Consider the following 20,545-nt stretch of genomic DNA (forward strand, 5'->3'; position numbering starts at 1 on the left):
ATTCAACAATTATTCGTTCAGGGGGAGAAATGATGAAATTTGAAACGATTGCTGTACACGGGGGACTACAAACCGATCCGATAACGAAAGCGCGTGCGGTACCGATTTATCAGTCAAATGCGTATTTGTTTGATAGCACAGAGCATGCGGCAAACTTATTTGCATTAAAAGAAGCAGGATACATTTACACGCGCATTCATAATCCGACGGTGACCGTATTTGAAGAGCGAGTAGCAAAGCTTGAAGGTGGTGTAGGGGCTTTAGCAGTGGCGAGCGGCATGGCGGCGATTACGATGGCCATTTTAAACGTCGCTCAAGCAGGAGATGATATTGTGTCTGCTTCCACGCTGTATGGAGGGACGTACAATTTGTTTGCAAATACGTTACCGAAATACGGCATTACAACTCATTTTGTCGATCCAGCTAACCCAGAAAATTTCCGCGCTGCAATTACACCGAAAACGAAAGCTATTTTTGCGGAAACGATCGGCAATCCGAGTTTGCATGTGTTAGATATTGAGGCGGTTGCAAACATTGCCCACGAAGCAGGTGTCCCGCTCATTATCGATAATACGTTTGCGACGCCGTATCTTTGCCGTCCGATTGAACATGGAGCAGACATTGTCGTTCATTCTGCGACGAAATGGTTGCTTGGCAACGGGACGACGCTAGGAGGCATCATTGTCGACGGTGGAAATTTTGATTGGAATTCGCCGAAGTTTCCATCGTTTACGACACCAGATCCAAGCTACCATAATCTCGTATACGCACACATTGGTGCAGCAGCGTATATCGTGAAAGCACGCGTGCAACTATTGCGCGATTTAGGACCAGCGATGAGCCCGTTCAACGCATTTCAGTTTAATTTAGGGCTTGAAACGTTACACGTACGCATGAAAGAACATATTGCCAACACGAGAAAAATTGTTGAGTATTTAGACAACCATCCAGCAGTCAATTGGGTGTTATATCCTGAGCATGACAATCACCCAGCAAAAGAGTTAGCGAAAAAATATATGCCCAAAGGGGCAGGTGCAGTCGTCGTCTTTGGCATTCAAGGCGGTCGTGAAGCGGGGGCGACATTAATTAACAACGTTAAACTTTGGTCGCATGTCGCCAACGTCGGCGATGCAAAAAGTTTAATCATCCATCCAGCAAGCACGACGCATCAGCAACTAAGCGGAGAAGATTTACAAGCGTCTGGTGTGACGGAAGATATGATTCGTTTATCAGTCGGAATCGAAAACGTGGACGATTTAATTGAAGACTTAGAGCAGGCAATTGAAGCGGCGACAGGTATTCGTTCTGTATATTCGCAAGTGTAGGTATGAAAGGTGCTAGTTATATATTTCGACTAGCACCTTTCATTTTATGAGTTGTAACCGTAGCGCTTCCGCAACCGCTCCAGTTCGTGACGAAACCTTTAGTTTTTCGAAAATACAAGAAAGGTGACGTTCTACTGTTCGTTTGCTTATCATTAGCTGTTCGCTAATTTGTGTACTCGTTTGATCATCCGCTAACATTTGTAATATATCGATTTCCATGTTTGTTAAACCGTGCTTTGTTAAATACGCAGTTTCATTATCCGCTAAAAAAAGTTTTTCTCCTTCGTTGCTGTATCGGATCACATGTGCTAAATGAGTGGAAACTTTTTCTTTTGACAATACGCCGGATACACCTGCTTCGTACGCAGATAAGGCGAGCGGTGGATAGTTGCATAGCATAATGATATTTATCGTGGGATGTGTCTCCTTCACATTTTTTACCCAGTCCCATGCTTTTGCTATGTGCATGTGTACATTTATTACAATGACGTCTGGTACATGTATATGTATGAGAGTATCTAGTGAATCAAGACAAGAAACAGAACCGATAACTGTTATGTTACTTTCGTTTTCCAATAATTTTTCCAACCCAAGCAAATAGATAGGATCAGAATCAATAAGCAATGTACGAATAGTCATGCGATTTCCCCTCCATTATTTTTTACTAGATTCTACTTCATTTAATAAACTTTGTCATTTATTTTGAAGAAATTGGCGGATTTTCGTCAAAAAATTGGCGGAAAATACGGATTTTTTTCTTTTCTATTTTTGGTAAAATGAAAATAGCTGATCAGCTATTTTTGGGAGAAGAAGCGGAGGAGTATGAGCAATGTATAAGTTGAGATAAAGAACGTCCGATTTTTATACAATATGTTGTACCTATGGTGAGTAATCAGCTAAATAAAAATTCCTGCTTATATTCATGATACCGATGTTTAACTGGCGCTAATGTACAAGTCTATCTCATTATGGACAAGTAGCGGAGAACTAGCATTACAATTGGACTATGTGAGGAGAGAAAATAATGAAAAGGCAATTTAGAAGGCTTATTTTAGTTGCTACCCTAGCACTAACTGCTACTCTGTTATTAGATGGTTTTTTTGGGTCGTTAATTACTACTGAAGCTAGTACGCTCCCGAAACGAGTATATAAAGAGGGGAATGTAACAATTACAGTTACTCCTGCAGTAGGGAGTTCAATAGCAAAATTAAGCAATTCAAAATCAAAAATTGCTCCACTTGATACGATTGTCCGAGGAAATAAAGAAACAAAAACGGTTCAGAGTATGTATGGTACAGTGACGATGACAGTTACGTACGATCGAAATCTAACGACTAAGACTTCTACTATTACGGGGATTTATTCTTTAGAAAACACTGATTCTTACTTAAAATTAGTTGATAAATGGTATACCTCTAGTGTTGCACAAGCTGACTACTATGACTCCTTTCATAAAGTGTACGTAACGATTAAAATTACAAAAGAAGAATGTAATTAAAGGATCCGTTTGTCATGTAACTATGTATGCCTACAATTGGAAAGTTTAACTTCATTTTTTGAACTGAAGAGGCTGATCTAAAACGCTAATGCGTTTTGGGTAAGCCTCTCACACTGTTTACATAACAAAAGCAGAGGGTTGTTCGTAGCCCGACATCCTAGGAGTAGCGATTCCTCAATGATATATATATTCAGTTCACTTAATCATGACGGGAAATAGTTGAAAAAATTTTTATTGACACCGTCCTTCTTTCGATGATATAATCACTTTCGTAGTTTAAAAATGTCCTTGAATGCATTAAAACGTTAACTGAATAAAGCGTTTAAAAGCGCTCTTATCAAGAGAGGTGGAGGGATGTGCCCGATGAAACCCGGCAACCGTCAGCGCTGCTGAAATGGTGCCAATTCACACAAAGCGTTTGCTTTGAGAGATAAGAGACAGAATGGACGATAACGCCTTTCTGTTCTCTTGAACAGAAAGGCTTTTTTCATGGAAGGAAGGTGACAGCGACGTGATTACTTTATCAAATGTAACGAAAGTATACAAAGCAGCAAGCGGAAATGTGACTGCGGTCGATCATGTAAACTTGCATATTGCAGAAGGAGAAATTTTCGGCATCATCGGTTATAGCGGAGCGGGAAAAAGTTCGCTCATTCGATTGTTAAATGGACTAGAAAAGCCGACAAGCGGTGAAGTCATTGTCGATGGAAAAGATATGGGGAAAATTAGTGGGAAACAATTACGACAAGCTCGTCAGCAAATCGGGATGATTTTCCAACATTTCAACTTACTTTGGTCGCGAACGGTGTGTGAAAATATTGCTTTCCCGTTAGAAATTGCGGGTGTGCCGAAAGAGGAACGGATGAAGCGTGTCGATGAGCTCATTCAACTCGTCGGCTTGCAAGGAAGAGAAAATGCATACCCGTCGCAATTGAGCGGAGGGCAAAAACAGCGCGTCGGCATTGCGCGTGCGTTAGCGAACAACCCGAAAGTGTTGCTATGTGATGAAGCGACGTCAGCGCTTGACCCACAAACGACGGACTCCATTTTAGATTTGCTCGTCGATATTAATAAACGTCTCGATTTAACGATCGTGTTAATTACACACGAAATGCATGTCATTCGTAAAATTTGCGATCGCGTAGCGGTCATGGAAAACGGAAAAATTGTTGAAATGGGCGAAGTGCTTCATGTATTCCGTAAGCCACAGCAACCGATTACGAAACGATTTGTCCAACAAGTGACGGAGCCGGAGGAAACGAAAGAAGCGATGTTGCATCTTCTTGAACGATATCCAAACGGCAAAGTTGTTCAACTTACATTCGTCGGCGAAGCGGCTGAGCAACCGCTCATCACGCAACTTATTCGCCATTTTGATTTAAACGTGAATATTTTACAAGGCAAAATTTCACAAACGCATCATGGCTCATATGGAGTGTTGTTCATTCATTTAGACGGTGCGAATGAAGAAGTTGAGCGAGCGCTCGCTTTTATTCGCCAGCAAGAAGTGGAAGCGGAGGTGTTGGCGAATGTGGAATGAACTATTCCCGAACGTCGTTTGGGATAAAATATGGGCGGCGACGATGGAAACATTGTATATGACAGCTATCTCTGTTATAGCAACATTTGTGCTTGGCATTTTACTTGGTTTATTGCTGTTTTTAACGTCTAAGGGAAACATATGGGAAAATCGTCTCGTTAACGGTGCCATTGCGTCGTTCGTCAACATTTTCCGCTCGATTCCGTTTATTATTTTAATTATTTTGCTTATTCCGTTTACAAAACTTGTCGTTGGCACGATTCTTGGAGCAAACGCTGCGTTGCCAGCACTCATTATCGGTGCCGCACCGTTTTATGCGCGCATGGTGGAAATTGCGCTTCGTGAAATCGATAAAGGTGTCATTGAAGCAGCAAAAGCGATGGGTGCGACGACATCGACAATTATTTGGAAAGTGCTCCTCCCAGAAGCGCTTCCAGCACTTGTATCTGGAATTACAGTGACGGCGATTGCGCTCGTCGGATATACAGCGATGGCAGGAGTTGTTGGCGCTGGAGGGCTCGGAAATTTAGCGTATTTAGAAGGGTTCCAACGCAACAATAACGATGTTACGTTTGTTGCAACAGTGCTCATTTTAGTCATTGTCTTTATTATTCAGTTTATTGGTGACTTTGTCACTTCTAAAATAGATAAACGATAAAAAGGAGGAAGAAACAAATGAAAAAATGGATCTCTTTACTTGTTGCTGCAATTGTTGTTTTAGCGCTTGCTGCTTGCGGAAAAAGCGAAAGTGCGGAAGAAAAAACGAATAAACTTGTCGTTGGTGCATCAAACGTACCACATGCGGAAATTTTAGAACAAGCAAAACCGATTTTAAAAGAAAAAGGGATTGAATTAGAAATCGTGACGTTCCAAGATTATGTATTGCCGAATAAAGCGTTAGCTGATAAAGAGTTAGATGCAAACTATTTCCAACACATTCCTTACTTAGAAGCACAAATGAAAGAACATGGTTATGATTTTGTGAATGCTGGCGGTATTCATATTGAACCAATCGGCGTATACTCTAAAAAATATAAAAGCCTTGAAGAACTACCGAACGGGGCAAAAATTATTATGAGCAACTCTGTTGCAGACCACGGTCGCATTTTATCGATGCTTGAAGAAAAAGGTTTAATTAAATTAAAAGATGGTGTTGATAAAACGAAAGCGACAGTTGATGATATTGTTGAAAATCCGAAAAACTTAGTGTTTGAAGCAGATGTCGAAGCCGGTTTACTTCCTCAAGTATATAAAAATGACGAGGGAGATGCGGTATTAATTAACGCTAACTATGCGTTAGATGCTGGCTTAGACCCAGCGAAAGATCCAATTGCGGTAGAGTCACCAGAAAACAATCCATATGTTAACATTATTGCGGTTCGTAAAGGTGACGAAACACGTAAAGAAATTCAAACGCTCGTTGAAGTGTTGCAATCAAAAGACATTCAAGACTTCATTTTAGAAAAGTATAACGGTGCAGTCATTCCAGCGACAAAATAAGGATGTCCATTCGGGCATCCTTTTATATTTTTCGGAAAACGACACATGATAAAAAGGAAGGAGGAGTGATTATGTCGATGGAACAATTTTTACACGAATATAAACAAGGGCTAGGAACGTTTACACAACAAATGCCGAAGGTTGGGCAAACGTTTAATGCGTTTACAGAGGCGTGTTTTGCGCAAGGGGCGTTGTCGAAAAAAGAAAAGCAATTGATCGCATTAGGCATTAGTGTTGCTAAACAAGATGAATATTGTACGATTTATCATACGAAAGGATGCATCGATGAAGGAGCGACAGAAGAACAAATATTTGAAGCATGTGCGGTTGCTGCTGCGTTAGCTGGCGGGACGACAATGAGCCAAGCAGTCACGCTCGTTCGCCAATGTATTGATGAATTTACTCGCACGCATTAAAAGGATAGGGCTCTCCTATCCTTTTTTACATATGTGATAAAGTAAACAAACTTTCTAAACAAAAAAGTATCAAAATGCTTGCAATAAGGTTGCTAATACTTTTCATCTGTTATAAAATTGTAATGAGAATAAAATGAGAATTACGTTTTTATGAACATAAGCGAAACTGGAGGTATTTTTTTATGGCAACATTAACGATTAAAGATCTTCACGTTGCAATTGATGGAAAAGAAATTTTAAGAGGGGTCAACCTTGAAATTAAAGGTGGCGAGTTTCATGCCATCATGGGACCAAACGGAACGGGAAAGTCGACATTATCTGCCGCAATCATGGGCCATCCAAAATATGAAGTGACAAAAGGAAGCATTACATTAGATGGGCAAGACGTATTAGAAATGGAAGTAGACGAACGTGCTCGCGCAGGTCTTTTTTTAGCGATGCAATATCCGAGCGAAATTAGTGGTGTGACAAACGCTGACTTCCTTCGTTCAGCCATTAACGCACGTCGCGGAGAAGGAAATGAAATTTCATTAATGAAATTCATTCGTCAATTAGATGAAAAAATGGCGTTTTTAGAAATGAATCCAGATATGGCGCATCGTTATTTAAACGAAGGATTTTCAGGTGGAGAAAAAAAGCGGAATGAAATTTTACAATTAATGATGTTGCAGCCGAAAATTGCAATTTTAGACGAAATTGACTCAGGTCTTGACATCGATGCATTAAAAGTTGTTGCAAAAGGTGTAAATGAGATGCGCAACAGCGAATTTGGCTGTTTAATTATTACCCACTATCAGCGCCTATTAAACTACATCACACCAGATTATGTGCATGTTATGATGCAAGGACGCATCGTGAAATCAGGCGGTCCAGAATTGGCGCAACGTCTTGAAGCTGAAGGATATGACTGGATTAAAAAAGAGCTAGGCATTGAAGATGAAGTCGTTGAGCAAGAAGCGTAAGCGTTAGGAGGATTTATGATGATTGAGACGAAACTACCATTCGACCAACAGTATGTGCGCTCTTTTTCCGAAGGGCGTGGAGAACCGGACTGGCTTTTAAACGTTCGCTTACAAGCTCTTGCACAAGCGGAACAACTTCCTTTACCGAAGCCAGATAAAACGAAAATCGATCGTTGGAACTTTACACAATTTTCTACTCATCTCGTTGAAAGCGCTCCGCTTTCTTCTTTAGAAGAGTTGCCAGAGCAAGTGAAAGTGCTTATTGATATCGATGAACAACAAAAAAACGTATATGTGCAACGCGACCATACATGTGCATACGTATCGCTTGCGGATGAGTTGAAAGAAAAAGGCGTCATTTTTACTGATTTAGCGACAGCTGTTCGCGAGCATAGCGATCTTGTGCAAAAATATTTTATGGACGGTGTGAAAGTAAATGAGCATCGTTTGACAGCGCTTCATGCTGCCCTTGTAAACAGCGGGGTGTTTGTATACGTGCCGAAGCATGTACAAATTGACGTGCCGTTGCAAGCGGTGTACGTGCATGAAAAAGCGGAAGCGTTGTTTAATCACGTCATTATTGTTGCGGATGTGGGCAGTAAAGTGACGTATGTGGAAAACTACATTTCAACATGTGAACGTTCGGAAGCGATCGTCAACATCATTACAGAAGTGTTTGCGCGAGATGATGCGCAAGTATTTTTCGGTGCGGTAGACAATTTGGCAAAGGGAACGACTGTCTATGTTAACCGCCGCGGTGTGACAGGGCGTCATGCGCGCATCGAATGGGCGCTTGGTTTAATGAATGACGGAAATACAATTTCAGAAAACATTACGCGCTTAATCGGTGATGGATCAGTCGGCGACACGAAGACAGTCGTTGTGAGCCGTGGTGAGCAAGTGCAAAACTTTACGACAAGCGTCATTCACTACGGAAAACATACAGAAGGCTACATTTTAAAACACGGCGTTGTCAAAGATGAAGCGACATCGATTTTTAACGGCATTGGAAAAATTGAACACGGGGCATCGAAATCGAATGCGGAACAAGAATCGCGTGTGCTTATGTTAAGTCCAAAAGGACGAGGAGATGCGAATCCGATTTTATTAATTGACGAAGATGACGTGACAGCAGGCCATGCGGCATCGGTCGGTCGCGTGGACCCAACGCAATTATATTACTTAATGAGCCGCGGTATTCCGAAAACGGAAGCAGAGCGATTAATTATTCACGGCTTTTTAGCACCTGTTGTGAATGAAATTCCAATTGAGCGTGTGAAAAAACAATTAATTGAAGTGATCGAAAGGAAAGTTAAGTGATGAACGTAAAAGAACTTCGTCAACTATTCCCGATTTTAGATCAACAAGTCAATGGCAAACCGCTCGTTTATTTAGATAGCGCGGCAACATCGCAAAAGCCGTTGTCGGTTATTGAAGCGATTGACAATTATTATCGCCAATACAATTCGAACGTTCATCGCGGTGTGCATACGCTTGGCACAAAGGCGACGGATGCCTACGAAGGGGCGCGCGACAAAGTGCGCCGCTTCATCGGTGCTGCCTCGACGGAAGAAATTATTTTTACACGCGGGACGACAACGGCGATTAACTTAGTGGCGGCAAGCTATGGTCGAGCTCATGTGCGTGAAGGCGATGAAATCGTTATTACGTACATGGAACACCATAGCAACATTATCCCTTGGCAGCAAGTTGCGAAACAAACAGGGGCAACGTTAAAGTATATCCCGCTACAACCAGATGGTACGATTCGATTAGAAGATGTCGAACAAACGGTGACACCGAATACGAAAATTGTAGCTGTCATGCACGTATCCAACGTGCTCGGTACAATCAACCCAGTAAAAGAAATTGCCCAAATTGCTCATAAGAACGGCGCGGTTGTTGTTGTTGATGGAGCGCAAAGCACTCCGCACATGAAAGTAAACGTGCAAGACATCGATTGTGACTTTTATGCGTTTTCAGGCCATAAAATGTGCGGTCCGACAGGTATCGGGGTACTATATGGAAAAAAACATTTGCTTGAGCAAATGGAACCTGTTGAGTTCGGTGGGGAAATGATTGATTTTGTCGGGTTGTATGAGTCAACATGGAAAGAGCTTCCGTGGAAATTCGAAGGTGGTACACCAATTATCGCTGGAGCAATCGGCTTAGGAGCTGCGATTGATTTTCTTGAGCAAGTCGGTTTAGATCATATCGCTGAGCACGAACATCGTTTGGCGCAATATGCGCTTGAACAGCTCGCGACGATTGAAGGATTAACGATTTACGGTCCGAAAGAGCGGGCAGGGCTTGTGACGTTCAATATCGATGGTGTGCATCCGCATGATGTAGCAACGGTTTTAGATGCGGAAGGCATTGCTGTTCGTGCTGGTCATCATTGTGCGCAGCCACTTATGAAATGGCTAAATGTGACAGCAACCGCACGCGCAAGCTTTTATTTATACAATACAGAAGAAGAAATTGACGCACTCGTTTCAGCATTAAAGAAAACGAAGGAGTATTTCAGCTATGTCTTTTAATAGCCATTTAGATACGTTGTATCGGCAAGTGATTATGGATCATTATAAAAACCCGCGAAATCGCGGGGTATTAGAAGGGGAACACGTCGATATAAACATGAACAACCCGACGTGTGGCGACCGTATTCATTTAACGTTAAAAGTAGAAGACGGAAAAATTGTCGATGCGAAATTTGAAGGAGAAGGTTGTTCTATTTCGATGTCATCTGCATCGATGATGACAGAGGCGATTAAAGGGAAAACGATTGAAGAAGCGTTGAAGTTATCAACGATTTTTTCCGACATGATGCAAGGGAAAGATTATGACGATTCAATCGATTTAGGAGATATTGAAGCGCTTCAAGGCGTATCGAAATTTCCTGCACGCATTAAATGTGCAACGTTAGCTTGGAAAGCGATGGAGAAAGGGTTGCACGGGCAACAAGGACAGTCATAAAAAAGGAGGCGAACGGAATGGCGAAAAAAATGCCAGAAATCGGTGAATATAAGTACGGTTTCGCCGATAAAGACGTATCTGTTTTCCGCGCTGAGCGCGGATTAACGCGCGAAATTGTAGAAGAAATTTCGCGAATGAAAAATGAACCACAATGGATGCTTGAATTTCGTTTAAAAGCGTTAGATATTTTTTACAGCATGCCGATGCCACAATGGGGTGGCGATTTATCGAGTTTAGATTTCGATGAAATTACGTATTACGTTAAACCATCAGAAAAATCTGGACGTTCATGGGATGAAGTGCCAGAAGAAATTAAAGCAACGTTCGATAAACTCGGTATTCCAGAGGCAGAGCAAAAATATTTAGCAGGGGTATCTGCGCAGTACGAATCGGAAGTTGTATACCATAACATGAAAGAAGATCTCGAGAAATTAGGGGTCATTTTTAAAGATACAGACTCGGCGTTAAAAGAAAATGAAGATTTGTTCCGCGAGCATTGGGCAAAAGTCGTTCCGCCGACAGATAATAAATTTGCGGCACTAAACTCAGCCGTTTGGTCGGGTGGCTCATTCATTTACGTTCCAAAAGGTGTAAAAGTTGATACGCCGTTGCAAGCGTATTTCCGTATTAACTCTGAAAATATGGGACAATTTGAACGGACGTTAATTATTGTCGATGAAGGAGCGCATGTTCATTACGTCGAAGGCTGTACGGCGCCTGTATATACGACAAACTCGCTTCATAGTGCGGTCGTTGAAATTATCGTGAAAAAAGGCGCGTATTGCCGTTATACAACGATTCAAAACTGGGCGAATAACGTCTTTAACCTTGTTACAAAGCGCGCGGTTTGTGAAGAAAACGCAACGATGGAGTGGATTGACGGAAACATTGGATCGAAATTAACGATGAAATATCCAGCGGTCGTTTTAAAAGGAGAAGGTGCACGTGGATTGACCCTTTCGATCGCGATTGCTGGCAAAGGGCAACATCAAGATGCTGGTGCGAAAATGATTCATTTAGCACCAAACACGTCATCAACGATCGTATCCAAATCCATTTCAAAACAAGGTGGAAAAGTCACATATCGCGGTATCGTTCATTTCGGACGAAAAGCGGACGGTTCCCGTTCAAATATTGAGTGTGATACGCTCATTATGGATAATCAATCGACATCCGATACGATTCCATATAACGAAATTTTAAACGACAATATTTCGCTTGAACATGAAGCAAAAGTATCGAAAGTATCGGAAGAACAACTATTTTATTTAATGAGCCGCGGCATTTCCGAACAAGAAGCGACAGAAATGATCGTGATGGGCTTTATCGAGCCGTTTACAAGAGAATTGCCGATGGAATACGCGGTTGAAATGAACCGTCTCATTAAATTCGAAATGGAAGGTAGCATTGGATAATAAATAGCTGATGATCTGCGCCATGCAGATCATCGGCTTTTTTTGTATGTTGTGGTAAGATGAATGTAGGTGATGAATATGATTTATGTCGGATTAACGGGATGGGGCGACCATGACAGTTTATATCCGTCTCGGCTTGCGCCAAAAGATAAGTTACAAGCATATGCGGCTCACTTTCCAACCGTTGAAGTTGATGCGTATTTTTATGCCATTCAACCGCGTCAAAACGTTGAAAAATGGTTGACGGAAACGCCTGCGTCATTCCAATTTATCGTGAAGGCGTATCAAGGAATGACGGGGCATCAACGGGGCGACATTCCATATGCAAACAAAGACGAGATGTTTACTGCATTTCTTCAATCGATTGAGCCGTTTCAACAAGGAAATAAGCTCGCCATGGTATTGTTTCAATTTCCGCCGTGGTTCGATTGTAAAAAAGAGCATGTTCACTATTTGCGTTGGTGTCGGGAGCGAATGAAAGATATTCCTGTAGCGCTTGAATTTCGTCATCAATCGTGGTTTTCCCCTCCGTTTTACGAGAAGACGTTGCGTTTTATGGAGGAAGAGCGGTGGATACATAGCATTTGCGATGAACCGCAAGCGGGGGAAGGATCGGTACCGACCGTTCTTCATCCAACAGATCCAAATAAAACACTTATTCGTCTACACGGACGCAATGTCGCAGGCTGGAATAAAAGAGATGATGAAAATTGGCGTGCCGTCCGTTATTTATACCGCTACAACGAGCAAGAGCTACAAGAGTGGGCACAACATATTCGTATGTTACAAACAAAATGTAAACACATTTACGTACTATTTAACAACAACTCAGGCGGAGATGCTGCTCATAATGCAAAACAGTTGTTGCAGTTGTTAGGCATTGAGTATACAAATTTGGCACCGCGACAATTAGATTTGTTTTCATAATGGGGGATCAAAAATGGAATATATATTTCTTTTAATCATCGGTCTTTTAGCAGGAACGATTGGTAGCCTTGTCGGTTTAGGGGGAGGGGTCATTATCGTTCCCGCGCTTCTTTTTTTTAGTGCTGCGCACATATTGCCGACCATTTCACCGCAAGCAGCTGTCGGAACATCGCTTGTTGTCATTATTTTTAACGGATTATCATCAACTTTAACGTATATGAAGCATAAAATGGTTGACTATAAAAGCGGTTTGTTTTTTTTCATCGGCAGTGGACCAGGGGCGATGCTTGGCGCATGGGTGAATCAACATGTACATATGCACCATTTTTCGCTTTATTTTGGATTGTTTCTCATTGCCGTTTCGTTTTTGCTTATGTTTCAATCACGTTTCTCCCCATCTAAAAAACGAACGTTTCCTGTTGTGCGTACATATGTCACGAATGAAGGGGAGGAAGTGACGTATGGGTATCATCCGTTTAGCGCTACGCTCATTGCGTTTGTTGTCGGGTTTGTTGGTGGATTTTTTGGTATCGGTGGCGGGTCGCTTATGGTGCCTGCGATGATGCTATTATTTTTATTTCCTCCTCACGTTGCCGTTGCGACATCGATGTTTATCGTCTTTTTATCATCTATTGTTAGTTCAATGACGCACGTCTTTATGGGGAATGTCGCTTGGACGTTTGCTCTTTCGCTTATTCCTGGCGTATGGATTGGGGCGAAATGTGGGGCGTGGCTTAATCGACGATTAAAAGGAAAAACGGTCGTGACGTTATTAAGAATGGTACTTATTTTACTTGGTGTTCGTTTAATCATGCAAGGACTTGGATTGTAAAAAAGAAAGGTGTGTTGCAAGCGTTGAGGGAGACAATACATATTTATCATACAAACGATGTGCATAGCCATTTTGAGCGATGGCCAAAAGTTGTTCATTATTTAAAAACAGTAAGAAAAAAGCATCAACAAAATCGCGAGCATATGGTTTTACTTGATATTGGTGATTTTATCGATCGATTTCATCCGATCACGGAAGCATCCTCTGGAAAGGGAAACGTCATTCTTTTAAACGATGCCGCATACGATGCGGTTACGATCGGGAATAACGAAGGAATAACACTTAGTCATGAACAGCTCGATACGTTGTATACGCACGCGACGTTTTCGGTCATCGTGGCGAACGTATTTTATGAAAACGGAGAGCGCCCGCATTGGATGAAGCCATATGTTATGATGACGTTTGGACATGTTCGCGTTGCGTTTATTGGGGTGACCGTTCCGTTTCAGACGTTTTATGAATTGCTTGGATGGCGTGTTGCCGATCCGTTTGATACGGTTGCTAAGCTCATTGAACAACTTTCGGAAAAAGTAGATGCCATTGTTTTATTGTCTCATTTAGGGATAAGTGATGATGAAAAAATGGCTCATATGTTTCCACAATTGACTGCAATTTTAGGTGGCCATACACATCACGTATTTGAACATGGCAAGCGCGTGAATGAAACGTTGCTTTGTGGAGCAGGGAAGTTTGCGCAATATGTCGGATGTTTAACATTGTCAATTGATAAAAATAGCCGAAAAGTTGAGTCATGCGCATATGTCCAACATACCGATGCATTAGAACATGAATGTGCGGAAACGAAACAAACATTAAATCATATGATTGAGCAAGCAACAAATGCATTGGCACAACCGATTGTGCATTTGCCCGAACCGTTACATATGGACTGGTTTTCCCCTTCCCCATTTGCGTCGCTTCTTGCGCAAGCGTTGAACGAATGGTGTGAAGGTGATATAGCGATGGTCAATGCGGGTGTTTTGCTTGCATCATTGCCAAAAGGCGTTGTGACGAAAGGGGATATTCATCGCATTTGTCCGCACCCAATTAATCCGTGCAAAGTATATTTACGTGGAAGCGAATTAAAAGAGGTCATTTTGCAAGCGGAAACGGAACAAATGAAACAGTTGCGGGTGAGAGGATTTGGATTTCGTGGTGAAGTGATGGGACAGATGGTGTACAATGGCGTCACAATTGAGAAAGAGACCATGTCGGACGGTCAAGCACATGTGCGTCGCATTTTGATTCATCATCAGCCAATTGATGAGCAAAAAACGTATGCGGTCGCAACAATTGATATGTTTACGTTCGGACACTTGTATCCAGAAATATATCGTGCGAAAAAGAAATATTACATGCCTGAAATGTTGCGGGATGTGCTTGCGTGGAAGCTAAAAAACATGTATCAATAGGCACCCTTCGATCTTTTATTCATACATTGAATAAAAGAAAGGAGCGTGAATATATGATCGAATTAAAGCCGTTATGGATTGACGGAGAGCCGTTTACGGCCATTTCTGTTCAGTTGCCTAAAACGACGTTGTTAGCTGTTGCTAATGATAAAGGATATATTATGTGTGGGGCGTTAGATGTGGCTTTGTTAAACGAAAAATTGCGCGACCGTGGCATTGTAGCTGGAAGAGCGGTAGGAGTGCGGACAATTGATCAACTGTTAGAGGCACCGCTTGAGTCTGTTACATTTGCTGCTGAACAATTAGGTATTTCACGTGGCATGAAAGGGAAAGACGCCTTGCTCCTGATGAAATAAAATAATAATCCCCTGCTTGATCGCATACATATAGCGTGAGAGGGGGGATTTTTGTTGTATCAACAACTACGTAAAAGAAGAAAACCGCTACCCATCCGCTATATTTTTTTAATTACTTTCGTTTTTTTTATCATTTCGACTGTTGCGAGCCTTTGGTTTATTAATAGAGGAATCGAACCAACGCTGATGGCGATCGCAGAGAAAGAAACGCGCCGCTTAGCGAATTTAGTGATCAATAATGCGATTAATCAACAAATTGCTGAGGACGACTTTCGCGTTGAAAATTTTATCAAAATTGAAAAAGATGAGCATGGGAAAATTTCTGCGATCGATTTTAATGCTACCGTTGTGAATCGAGTATTAGCTAAAACGACAAATCGTGTTCAACGAAATTTAAAAGCGGCATCAGAAGGAAAACTATCCGCGCTTGAGTTTCCAGATGTTCAAATTGAAACAGAAAAAGAACAAGGAATCGTCTATTATATCCCGCTCGGACAAGCAACGAATAACGTATTGTTAGGAAATTTAGGACCGCGCATCCCGGTTCGTTTTTACGTTATTGGGGATGTTCATTCGGATGTAAATAAAAATATACGTCCGTTTGGCATAAATAATGCTTTAATAGAAATAGCAATTCATATCGAAGTCAACGTGCAAATTATTATTCCATTTGCAACAAAAACGGCAACGATTCAAAACGACATTCCTGTAGCGATTCAAATTATTCAAGGGGAAGTTCCACAATTTTATAATCAAGGTGGGGAAGGAAATACGTCAATTGAAATTCCAGTTGAATAATAAAAAATTCTGAAAATTTTATTTTTTAAAATATTATTTTGACAAAAGGCTTGTCCGTTGATATACTTAAAACTAAAATGAAACAAAAAAGTCTGAAAAATTAAAATAATCGAACGAGGAGGTGTTCATCTTTTTATTACGTAATGATATGAAAAAATGAAAAACTGACTGAGGAGGGTATTTTATTATGGAGAGTCGTCAACAATGGGGCACACGCGCTGGCTTTATTTTAGCAGCTGCTGGCTCGGCAATTGGATTGGGAAACATTTGGAGGTTTCCGGCTGTTGCATATGAAAATGGTGGAGGGGCATTTTTTCTCCCGTATTTATTCGCATTATTAACAGCAGGTATTCCAATTCTTATATTGGAATTTGCGCTTGGACATAAGTATCGCGGTTCAGCACCGTTAACGTTCGCCCGTCTAAGCAAAGGAACAGAATGGATTGGTTGGTGGCAAGTCCTTATTTCATTCGTTATCTCAACGTATTATTCCGTCGTTATTGCATGGGCGATGTCTTATACGTATTTTGCATTTACATCGAAATGGGGAGAAAATACAGGGGACTTTTTATTCGGTGAATATTTGAAATTAGCAGAAACACCGGGTACGTTCGGAAGTTTAGTTCCAGCTGTTTTCATTCCACTTCTTCTCGTTTGGATCATTAACTTAGCCGTTTTGTATAAAGGTGTTCGAAAAGGAATTGAAGTCGCAAATAAAATTTTCTTACCAACGCTTATCGTTCTTTTCTTTATTATCGTCATTCGCGCTGTGACGTTAGACGGAGCGATCGAAGGATTAAATGCATTTTTCAAACCAAATTGGGATCAAATTATGAACGGAAAAGTATGGCTTGCTGCATATAGCCAAATTTTCTTTAGCTTATCGATTGCGTTCGCTATTATGATTACTTATTCAAGTTATTTACCAAAAAAATCTGATATTACGAATAACGCATTTATTACCGGTTTTGCAAACTCAGGATTCGAGTTATTAGCTGGTATCGGCGTATTTAGCGTCCTTGGCTTTTTAGCGCAACAACAAGGCGTAGAAGTAAGCGAAGTTGTGAAAGGTGGCGTTGGATTGGCGTTCGTCGTCTTCCCACAAATTATTAACCAGTTCCCTGCATTCAATGAGTTTTTCGGAGTATTATTTTTCCTTTCATTAACATTAGCAGGACTGACATCGCTTATTTCGATTTCAGAAACATATGTTTCAGCGATTCAAGAAAAGTTTGGTATATCTCGAACGAAAGCTGTTCTCGGCGGTGGTGGAGTAGCTGCGCTCATCGCATTAATATTCGCTTCGAACGGCGGATTATATTTCTTAGATGTCGTTGACTATTTCATTAACAACTTTGGCGTTGCGCTTGTTGGATTAGTGGAAGTAGTTGTCATTGCATGGGTGTTAAAAGAACTAAATGCCCTTCAAACACATGCAAATAGCGTATCAGATATTATGGTAGGCGCATGGTGGAAAATTTCGCTCTCTGTTGTCACACCAATTGTATTAGGATACATGATGTTTGATAGCATTAAAACAAATGTGAAAGAAAATTATGGTGGATACGATACGTTATTCGTCGTTAAATACGGATGGACTGTTGCGGCGCTTGTCATCGTTCTCGGTTTTGTTCTTTCAGTAAAACGTTGGAAAGATGGAGTGCTTTCCGTTCCGACAGACAAGGAGGTTTCAAGCTAATGGAAACAAGTGCACTTATTATGATGCTTGTCGGTATGGTAATTATTTGGGGAGGTTTTGCTGCGAGCGTCGCTCATGCAGTAAAGAAAAGTCGGCAATCATAAAAAAGATGGGGCAAATGCCTCATCTTTTTTTCATGCGTTCTTGTCGTTCCCACTGTTTTAAGTAAGGATATGGGTCAAACGACCATTCCGTATAGCCGTTATCTTTATACATGCCGTAGTGAAGATGCGGCGGAAATTTACCTGATGTGCCAGGTGGTCCGTAACCAGAACTTCCGACTGAACCGATCAACATGCCGGGCTCTACAATCGTTCCTTCCTCTAAGCCGTTAGCGAATCCATTTAAGTGCGCAAAATAATGATACGTATTGTTTATATCGCGAATGCCGATGCGCCAGCCTCCGTATTTATTCCATCCTTTTAATTCAACGATACCGTAACATGTTGAGCGAACAGGGGTACCGTAATGTGCAAAAATGTCTGTTCCTTCATGAATCCGTCGTCCGCCCCATCCGCGTGCATCTCCCCACGTACTGCGATAACTATATTCAAATCGTCTTGGAATTGGAAAGGCATATTGATCGAGTTGTAGCGTCCCAAAATGTTTATATAGCTTTACTTTTCCTAAAATGATATCGACGGTTTTGCTTCGCTCATAATAGTCCCACAGCGCCATTTTAATATGTGTATGGTCTGTGCCGTATGATCGTAAAAAGCGAGCAAACGCAAATAATACATCTTCATCGTTTGTTCGATCAGCGATACCGTCTCCATTCCCATCTATCCCCATTCCACCAAATTGGCTAATTGTAAATGGATTTTGATCTTCTTTATTTTGATTGAGTGGCCCAGCCCATCGTTCAGGGGGGATGTAAATACCGATAATTCCAGTTGGTTTTGGTAAATCGCGGCGCGCTTGGCGAATGCTCCGTTCATATTGATCAACAGCTGCGAAGTAGTACCACGGAATGAGCGAAATGGCTTCTGCTTTTTTATAAAGTTCCATTCGTTGATCATACAAATCATTTGGTGCAGCAGCGAATGATTGGAACGGAATGAGAAGAAAAACGATTATGCACCATAATGTTTTCACGCATTCTTTCTCCTTTCTCCGATGTTCATATCATTAGTTTGAGGTAATCGACTGTTTTCATAAATAAAAAATGTTGGAAAAACAAACTGTTTTGTATTGTAAGGCAATAACTCGTATAATGGGTAATGTACATTAACGAGTGGAGCGTGAAAATGATGTCAACAAAAGAACAGCACCTTCGCAAACCAGAGTGGTTAAAAATAAAGTTAAATACGAATGAACATTATACAGGCTTGAAAAAAATGATGCGCGAAAAACAATTGCATACGGTGTGCGAAGAAGCGCGTTGTCCAAATATTCATGAATGTTGGGCCGTTCGTCGCACAGCGACGTTTATGATTTTAGGCGATGTATGTACGCGCGCTTGCCGCTTTTGCGCTGTGAAAACAGGATTGCCAACGGAGCTAGATTGGCAAGAACCAGAGCGTGTTGCTGAATCCGTTCGTTTAATGAATTTAAAACATGTTGTTGTGACTGCTGTTGCGCGCGATGATTTAAAAGATGGCGGTGCAGCTGTATTTGCTGAAACGGTACGTGCTATTCGACGGAAAAATCCGTTGACGACGATTGAAGTATTGCCGTCTGATATGGGTGGTGTATATGAAAACTTAAAAACGCTAATGGACGCTCGTCCTGATATTTTAAATCATAATATTGAAACAGTTCGTCGCCTCACTCCGCGCGTTCGTGCGCGCGCAACGTATGAACGCTCACTTGAATTTTTGCGCCGTGCGAAAGAAATGCAACCGGATATTCCTACAAAATCAAGCTTAATGGTCGGGCTTGGTGAAACAAAAGAAGAAATTTTAGAAGCGATGGACGATTTACGGGCAGTCGGGGTGAATATTTTGACGATCGGGCAATATTTGCAACCGACAAAAAAACATTTAAAGGTAGAGAAATATTACCATCCGCATGAGTTCATGGAGTTAAAAGAAATTGCGTTAGCGAAAGGATTTAGTCATTGTGAGTCTGGCCCGCTCGTCCGCTCTTCTTATCATGCTGATGAGCAAGTACAATCGGCAAAAGCGAATGAGTAAACATATAATTAAGGATGTCCCTTTCATGTATGTGGGACATCCTTTTTCGTTATTGCATCATGTTCATTTCTTCGCGTTGCACACCGTTTTCATTTTCTCCGCTGCTCACTTTTCTACCTTGTGGCGACTTGAGCATTTCTTTAATCGTTTGTTGTAAAACTTGATCGATATTTTGACTATTTGCATCTAAACGGCCGAATCGTTCAATATCTTGAAACATGCGCGGATTGTCTGAAACGTATACGTGATAATAACGTGGAACGACAGAAATAGCTGTTTTTTTCACTTGATCGGCTGTTTCAAACCGATTTGTACTGTCTGTCTTGTAAACGACAAACACGGTATCGTCTGTGACGAGCGTCCCAACGTCATAAACGTTCGGAAGTTGGGTGCACAGTTTACTAATTAAATCGGCAACATTTTCTCTGTTTAATACAGGCATTGTCGCATACTGTGTTGTATCGCCCGGAATTGGGCTTTTTTGATGTCTCACGTAACCGAAATTTGTTAATCTCGAATCCATTCCGTTTCGAACACCATGTTCGTTATATAAATCGTTTCTTGAACGAACGTTGATCGTTGTTCCGCTTTTCTCATACAAAGATGTGGATTCGTCGTTTATTCCAGCGCATCCAGATAAGAAAGCGATTGTACTAATTCCTGTCAGTAACCATGTATTCCGCAAAACAACTCCCCCCTTCTTTTTTATTGTTCGTTTTATTCAAAGCGTTATAATGGTGATTGCTTGGGAGAA

The 20,545-nt window shown here is 41.4% G+C and carries 22 protein-coding genes and 1 riboswitch; of the genes, 19 read left to right on the forward strand and 3 right to left on the reverse strand.

Going from position 1 to position 20,545, the window contains the following annotated elements:
* Window positions 1–32 precede the first annotated feature (32 nt).
* On the forward strand, window positions 33–1,325 hold the full coding sequence (locus tag EKC99_RS06885) for an O-acetylhomoserine aminocarboxypropyltransferase/cysteine synthase family protein (RefSeq protein ID WP_075039414.1): 1,293 nt from the start codon (window positions 33–35) through the stop codon (window positions 1,323–1,325).
* 39 nt (window positions 1,326–1,364) lie between these two features.
* Here EKC99_RS06885 and EKC99_RS06890 read toward each other — a convergent pair whose 3' ends face one another.
* Entirely contained in the window at window positions 1,365–1,964 is a 600-nt protein-coding gene (locus tag EKC99_RS06890; protein ID WP_055441469.1) for a response regulator transcription factor, read from the reverse strand.
* A 385-nt stretch (window positions 1,965–2,349) separates the two neighbouring features.
* Between EKC99_RS06890 and EKC99_RS06895 the strand changes: the two genes are divergently transcribed.
* The 17 genes from EKC99_RS06895 to EKC99_RS06975 all read left to right on the forward strand — a co-directional run bounded on the left by EKC99_RS06895 (window position 2,350) and on the right by EKC99_RS06975 (window position 17,760).
* Window positions 2,350–2,823, forward strand: coding sequence for a hypothetical protein (locus tag EKC99_RS06895; protein WP_055441468.1), 474 nt, complete (start codon window positions 2,350–2,352; stop codon window positions 2,821–2,823).
* Window positions 2,824–3,154: 331 nt separating this feature from the next.
* Window positions 3,155–3,260: riboswitch (SAM riboswitch) on the forward strand.
* A gap of 74 nt (window positions 3,261–3,334) precedes the next feature.
* Window positions 3,335–4,363, forward strand: coding sequence for a methionine ABC transporter ATP-binding protein (locus EKC99_RS06900; protein WP_021093662.1), 1,029 nt, complete (start codon window positions 3,335–3,337; stop codon window positions 4,361–4,363).
* Window positions 4,353–5,021 (forward strand): methionine ABC transporter permease, encoded by a 669-nt coding sequence (locus EKC99_RS06905; protein WP_009362265.1) that lies wholly within the window; start codon window positions 4,353–4,355, stop codon window positions 5,019–5,021. The genes EKC99_RS06900 and EKC99_RS06905 overlap by 11 nt, the downstream gene beginning before the upstream one ends.
* Window positions 5,022–5,038: 17 nt before the next feature.
* Window positions 5,039–5,863 (forward strand): MetQ/NlpA family ABC transporter substrate-binding protein, encoded by an 825-nt coding sequence (locus tag EKC99_RS06910; RefSeq protein ID WP_021093661.1) that lies wholly within the window; start codon window positions 5,039–5,041, stop codon window positions 5,861–5,863.
* A 71-nt stretch (window positions 5,864–5,934) separates the two neighbouring features.
* Window positions 5,935–6,279 carry a carboxymuconolactone decarboxylase family protein gene (locus EKC99_RS06915; protein ID WP_021093660.1) on the forward strand — a complete coding sequence of 115 codons (345 nt, stop codon included), beginning with the start codon at window positions 5,935–5,937 and terminating at the stop codon, window positions 6,277–6,279.
* 182 nt (window positions 6,280–6,461) lie between these two features.
* Window positions 6,462–7,241: a Fe-S cluster assembly ATPase SufC gene (gene sufC / locus EKC99_RS06920; protein ID WP_021093659.1), complete on the forward strand. Its 780-nt coding sequence runs from the start codon at window positions 6,462–6,464 to the stop codon at window positions 7,239–7,241.
* Between the two features lie 15 nt (window positions 7,242–7,256).
* Window positions 7,257–8,561: a Fe-S cluster assembly protein SufD gene (sufD, locus tag EKC99_RS06925; RefSeq protein WP_163151194.1), complete on the forward strand. Its 1,305-nt coding sequence runs from the start codon at window positions 7,257–7,259 to the stop codon at window positions 8,559–8,561.
* Window positions 8,561–9,781, forward strand: a complete 1,221-nt coding sequence (locus EKC99_RS06930; RefSeq protein WP_163151196.1) for a cysteine desulfurase — start codon at window positions 8,561–8,563, stop codon at window positions 9,779–9,781. Before sufD ends, EKC99_RS06930 begins: the two co-directional genes overlap by 1 nt.
* Window positions 9,771–10,217, forward strand: coding sequence for a Fe-S cluster assembly sulfur transfer protein SufU (gene sufU, locus EKC99_RS06935; RefSeq protein ID WP_009362259.1), 447 nt, complete (start codon window positions 9,771–9,773; stop codon window positions 10,215–10,217). Before EKC99_RS06930 ends, sufU begins: the two co-directional genes overlap by 11 nt.
* Before the next feature lie 17 nt (window positions 10,218–10,234).
* Window positions 10,235–11,632: a Fe-S cluster assembly protein SufB gene (gene sufB, locus EKC99_RS06940; RefSeq protein ID WP_009362258.1), complete on the forward strand. Its 1,398-nt coding sequence runs from the start codon at window positions 10,235–10,237 to the stop codon at window positions 11,630–11,632.
* A 78-nt stretch (window positions 11,633–11,710) separates the two neighbouring features.
* Window positions 11,711–12,559: a DUF72 domain-containing protein gene (locus tag EKC99_RS06945; RefSeq protein ID WP_163151226.1), complete on the forward strand. Its 849-nt coding sequence runs from the start codon at window positions 11,711–11,713 to the stop codon at window positions 12,557–12,559.
* Window positions 12,560–12,572: 13 nt separating this feature from the next.
* The gene (locus EKC99_RS06950) at window positions 12,573–13,391 is read left to right on the forward strand and encodes a sulfite exporter TauE/SafE family protein (RefSeq protein ID WP_163151198.1); all 819 of its coding nucleotides are present in this window, start codon (window positions 12,573–12,575) and stop codon (window positions 13,389–13,391) included.
* A gap of 23 nt (window positions 13,392–13,414) precedes the next feature.
* Complete coding sequence (locus EKC99_RS06955) at window positions 13,415–14,803, forward strand: bifunctional metallophosphatase/5'-nucleotidase (protein WP_163151200.1); 1,389 nt, start codon at window positions 13,415–13,417, stop codon at window positions 14,801–14,803.
* A 53-nt stretch (window positions 14,804–14,856) separates the two neighbouring features.
* The gene (locus tag EKC99_RS06960) at window positions 14,857–15,159 is read left to right on the forward strand and encodes a YunC family protein (RefSeq protein WP_009362254.1); all 303 of its coding nucleotides are present in this window, start codon (window positions 14,857–14,859) and stop codon (window positions 15,157–15,159) included.
* Between the two features lie 51 nt (window positions 15,160–15,210).
* Window positions 15,211–15,957, forward strand: a complete 747-nt coding sequence (gene yunB / locus EKC99_RS06965; RefSeq protein WP_019417417.1) for a sporulation protein YunB — start codon at window positions 15,211–15,213, stop codon at window positions 15,955–15,957.
* 187 nt (window positions 15,958–16,144) lie between these two features.
* Window positions 16,145–17,656, forward strand: coding sequence for a sodium-dependent transporter (locus tag EKC99_RS06970; protein WP_163151202.1), 1,512 nt, complete (start codon window positions 16,145–16,147; stop codon window positions 17,654–17,656).
* Window positions 17,656–17,760, forward strand: coding sequence for a methionine/alanine import family NSS transporter small subunit (locus EKC99_RS06975; RefSeq protein ID WP_009362251.1), 105 nt, complete (start codon window positions 17,656–17,658; stop codon window positions 17,758–17,760). The genes EKC99_RS06970 and EKC99_RS06975 overlap by 1 nt, the downstream gene beginning before the upstream one ends.
* Window positions 17,761–17,779: 19 nt before the next feature.
* Here the strand turns inward: EKC99_RS06975 and EKC99_RS06980 are convergent, their stop codons facing one another.
* Window positions 17,780–18,751, reverse strand: a complete 972-nt coding sequence (locus EKC99_RS06980; protein WP_163151204.1) for a M23 family metallopeptidase — start codon at window positions 18,749–18,751, stop codon at window positions 17,780–17,782.
* A gap of 125 nt (window positions 18,752–18,876) precedes the next feature.
* Here EKC99_RS06980 and lipA point away from each other — a divergent pair, with 125 nt between their 5' ends.
* Window positions 18,877–19,791 (forward strand): lipoyl synthase, encoded by a 915-nt coding sequence (gene lipA / locus EKC99_RS06985; RefSeq protein WP_327850487.1) that lies wholly within the window; start codon window positions 18,877–18,879, stop codon window positions 19,789–19,791.
* Window positions 19,792–19,840: 49 nt separating this feature from the next.
* On the opposite strand, the gene EKC99_RS06990 is transcribed toward lipA, so the two are convergent.
* Window positions 19,841–20,476, reverse strand: a complete 636-nt coding sequence (locus EKC99_RS06990; RefSeq protein WP_163151206.1) for a YhcN/YlaJ family sporulation lipoprotein — start codon at window positions 20,474–20,476, stop codon at window positions 19,841–19,843.
* Between the last annotated feature and the right edge of the window lie 69 nt (window positions 20,477–20,545).

Origin of the sequence: Anoxybacillus sp. MB8 (assembly GCF_011006755.1) — a bacterium.
Classification (GTDB): domain Bacteria; phylum Bacillota; class Bacilli; order Bacillales; family Anoxybacillaceae; genus Anoxybacillus; species Anoxybacillus gonensis.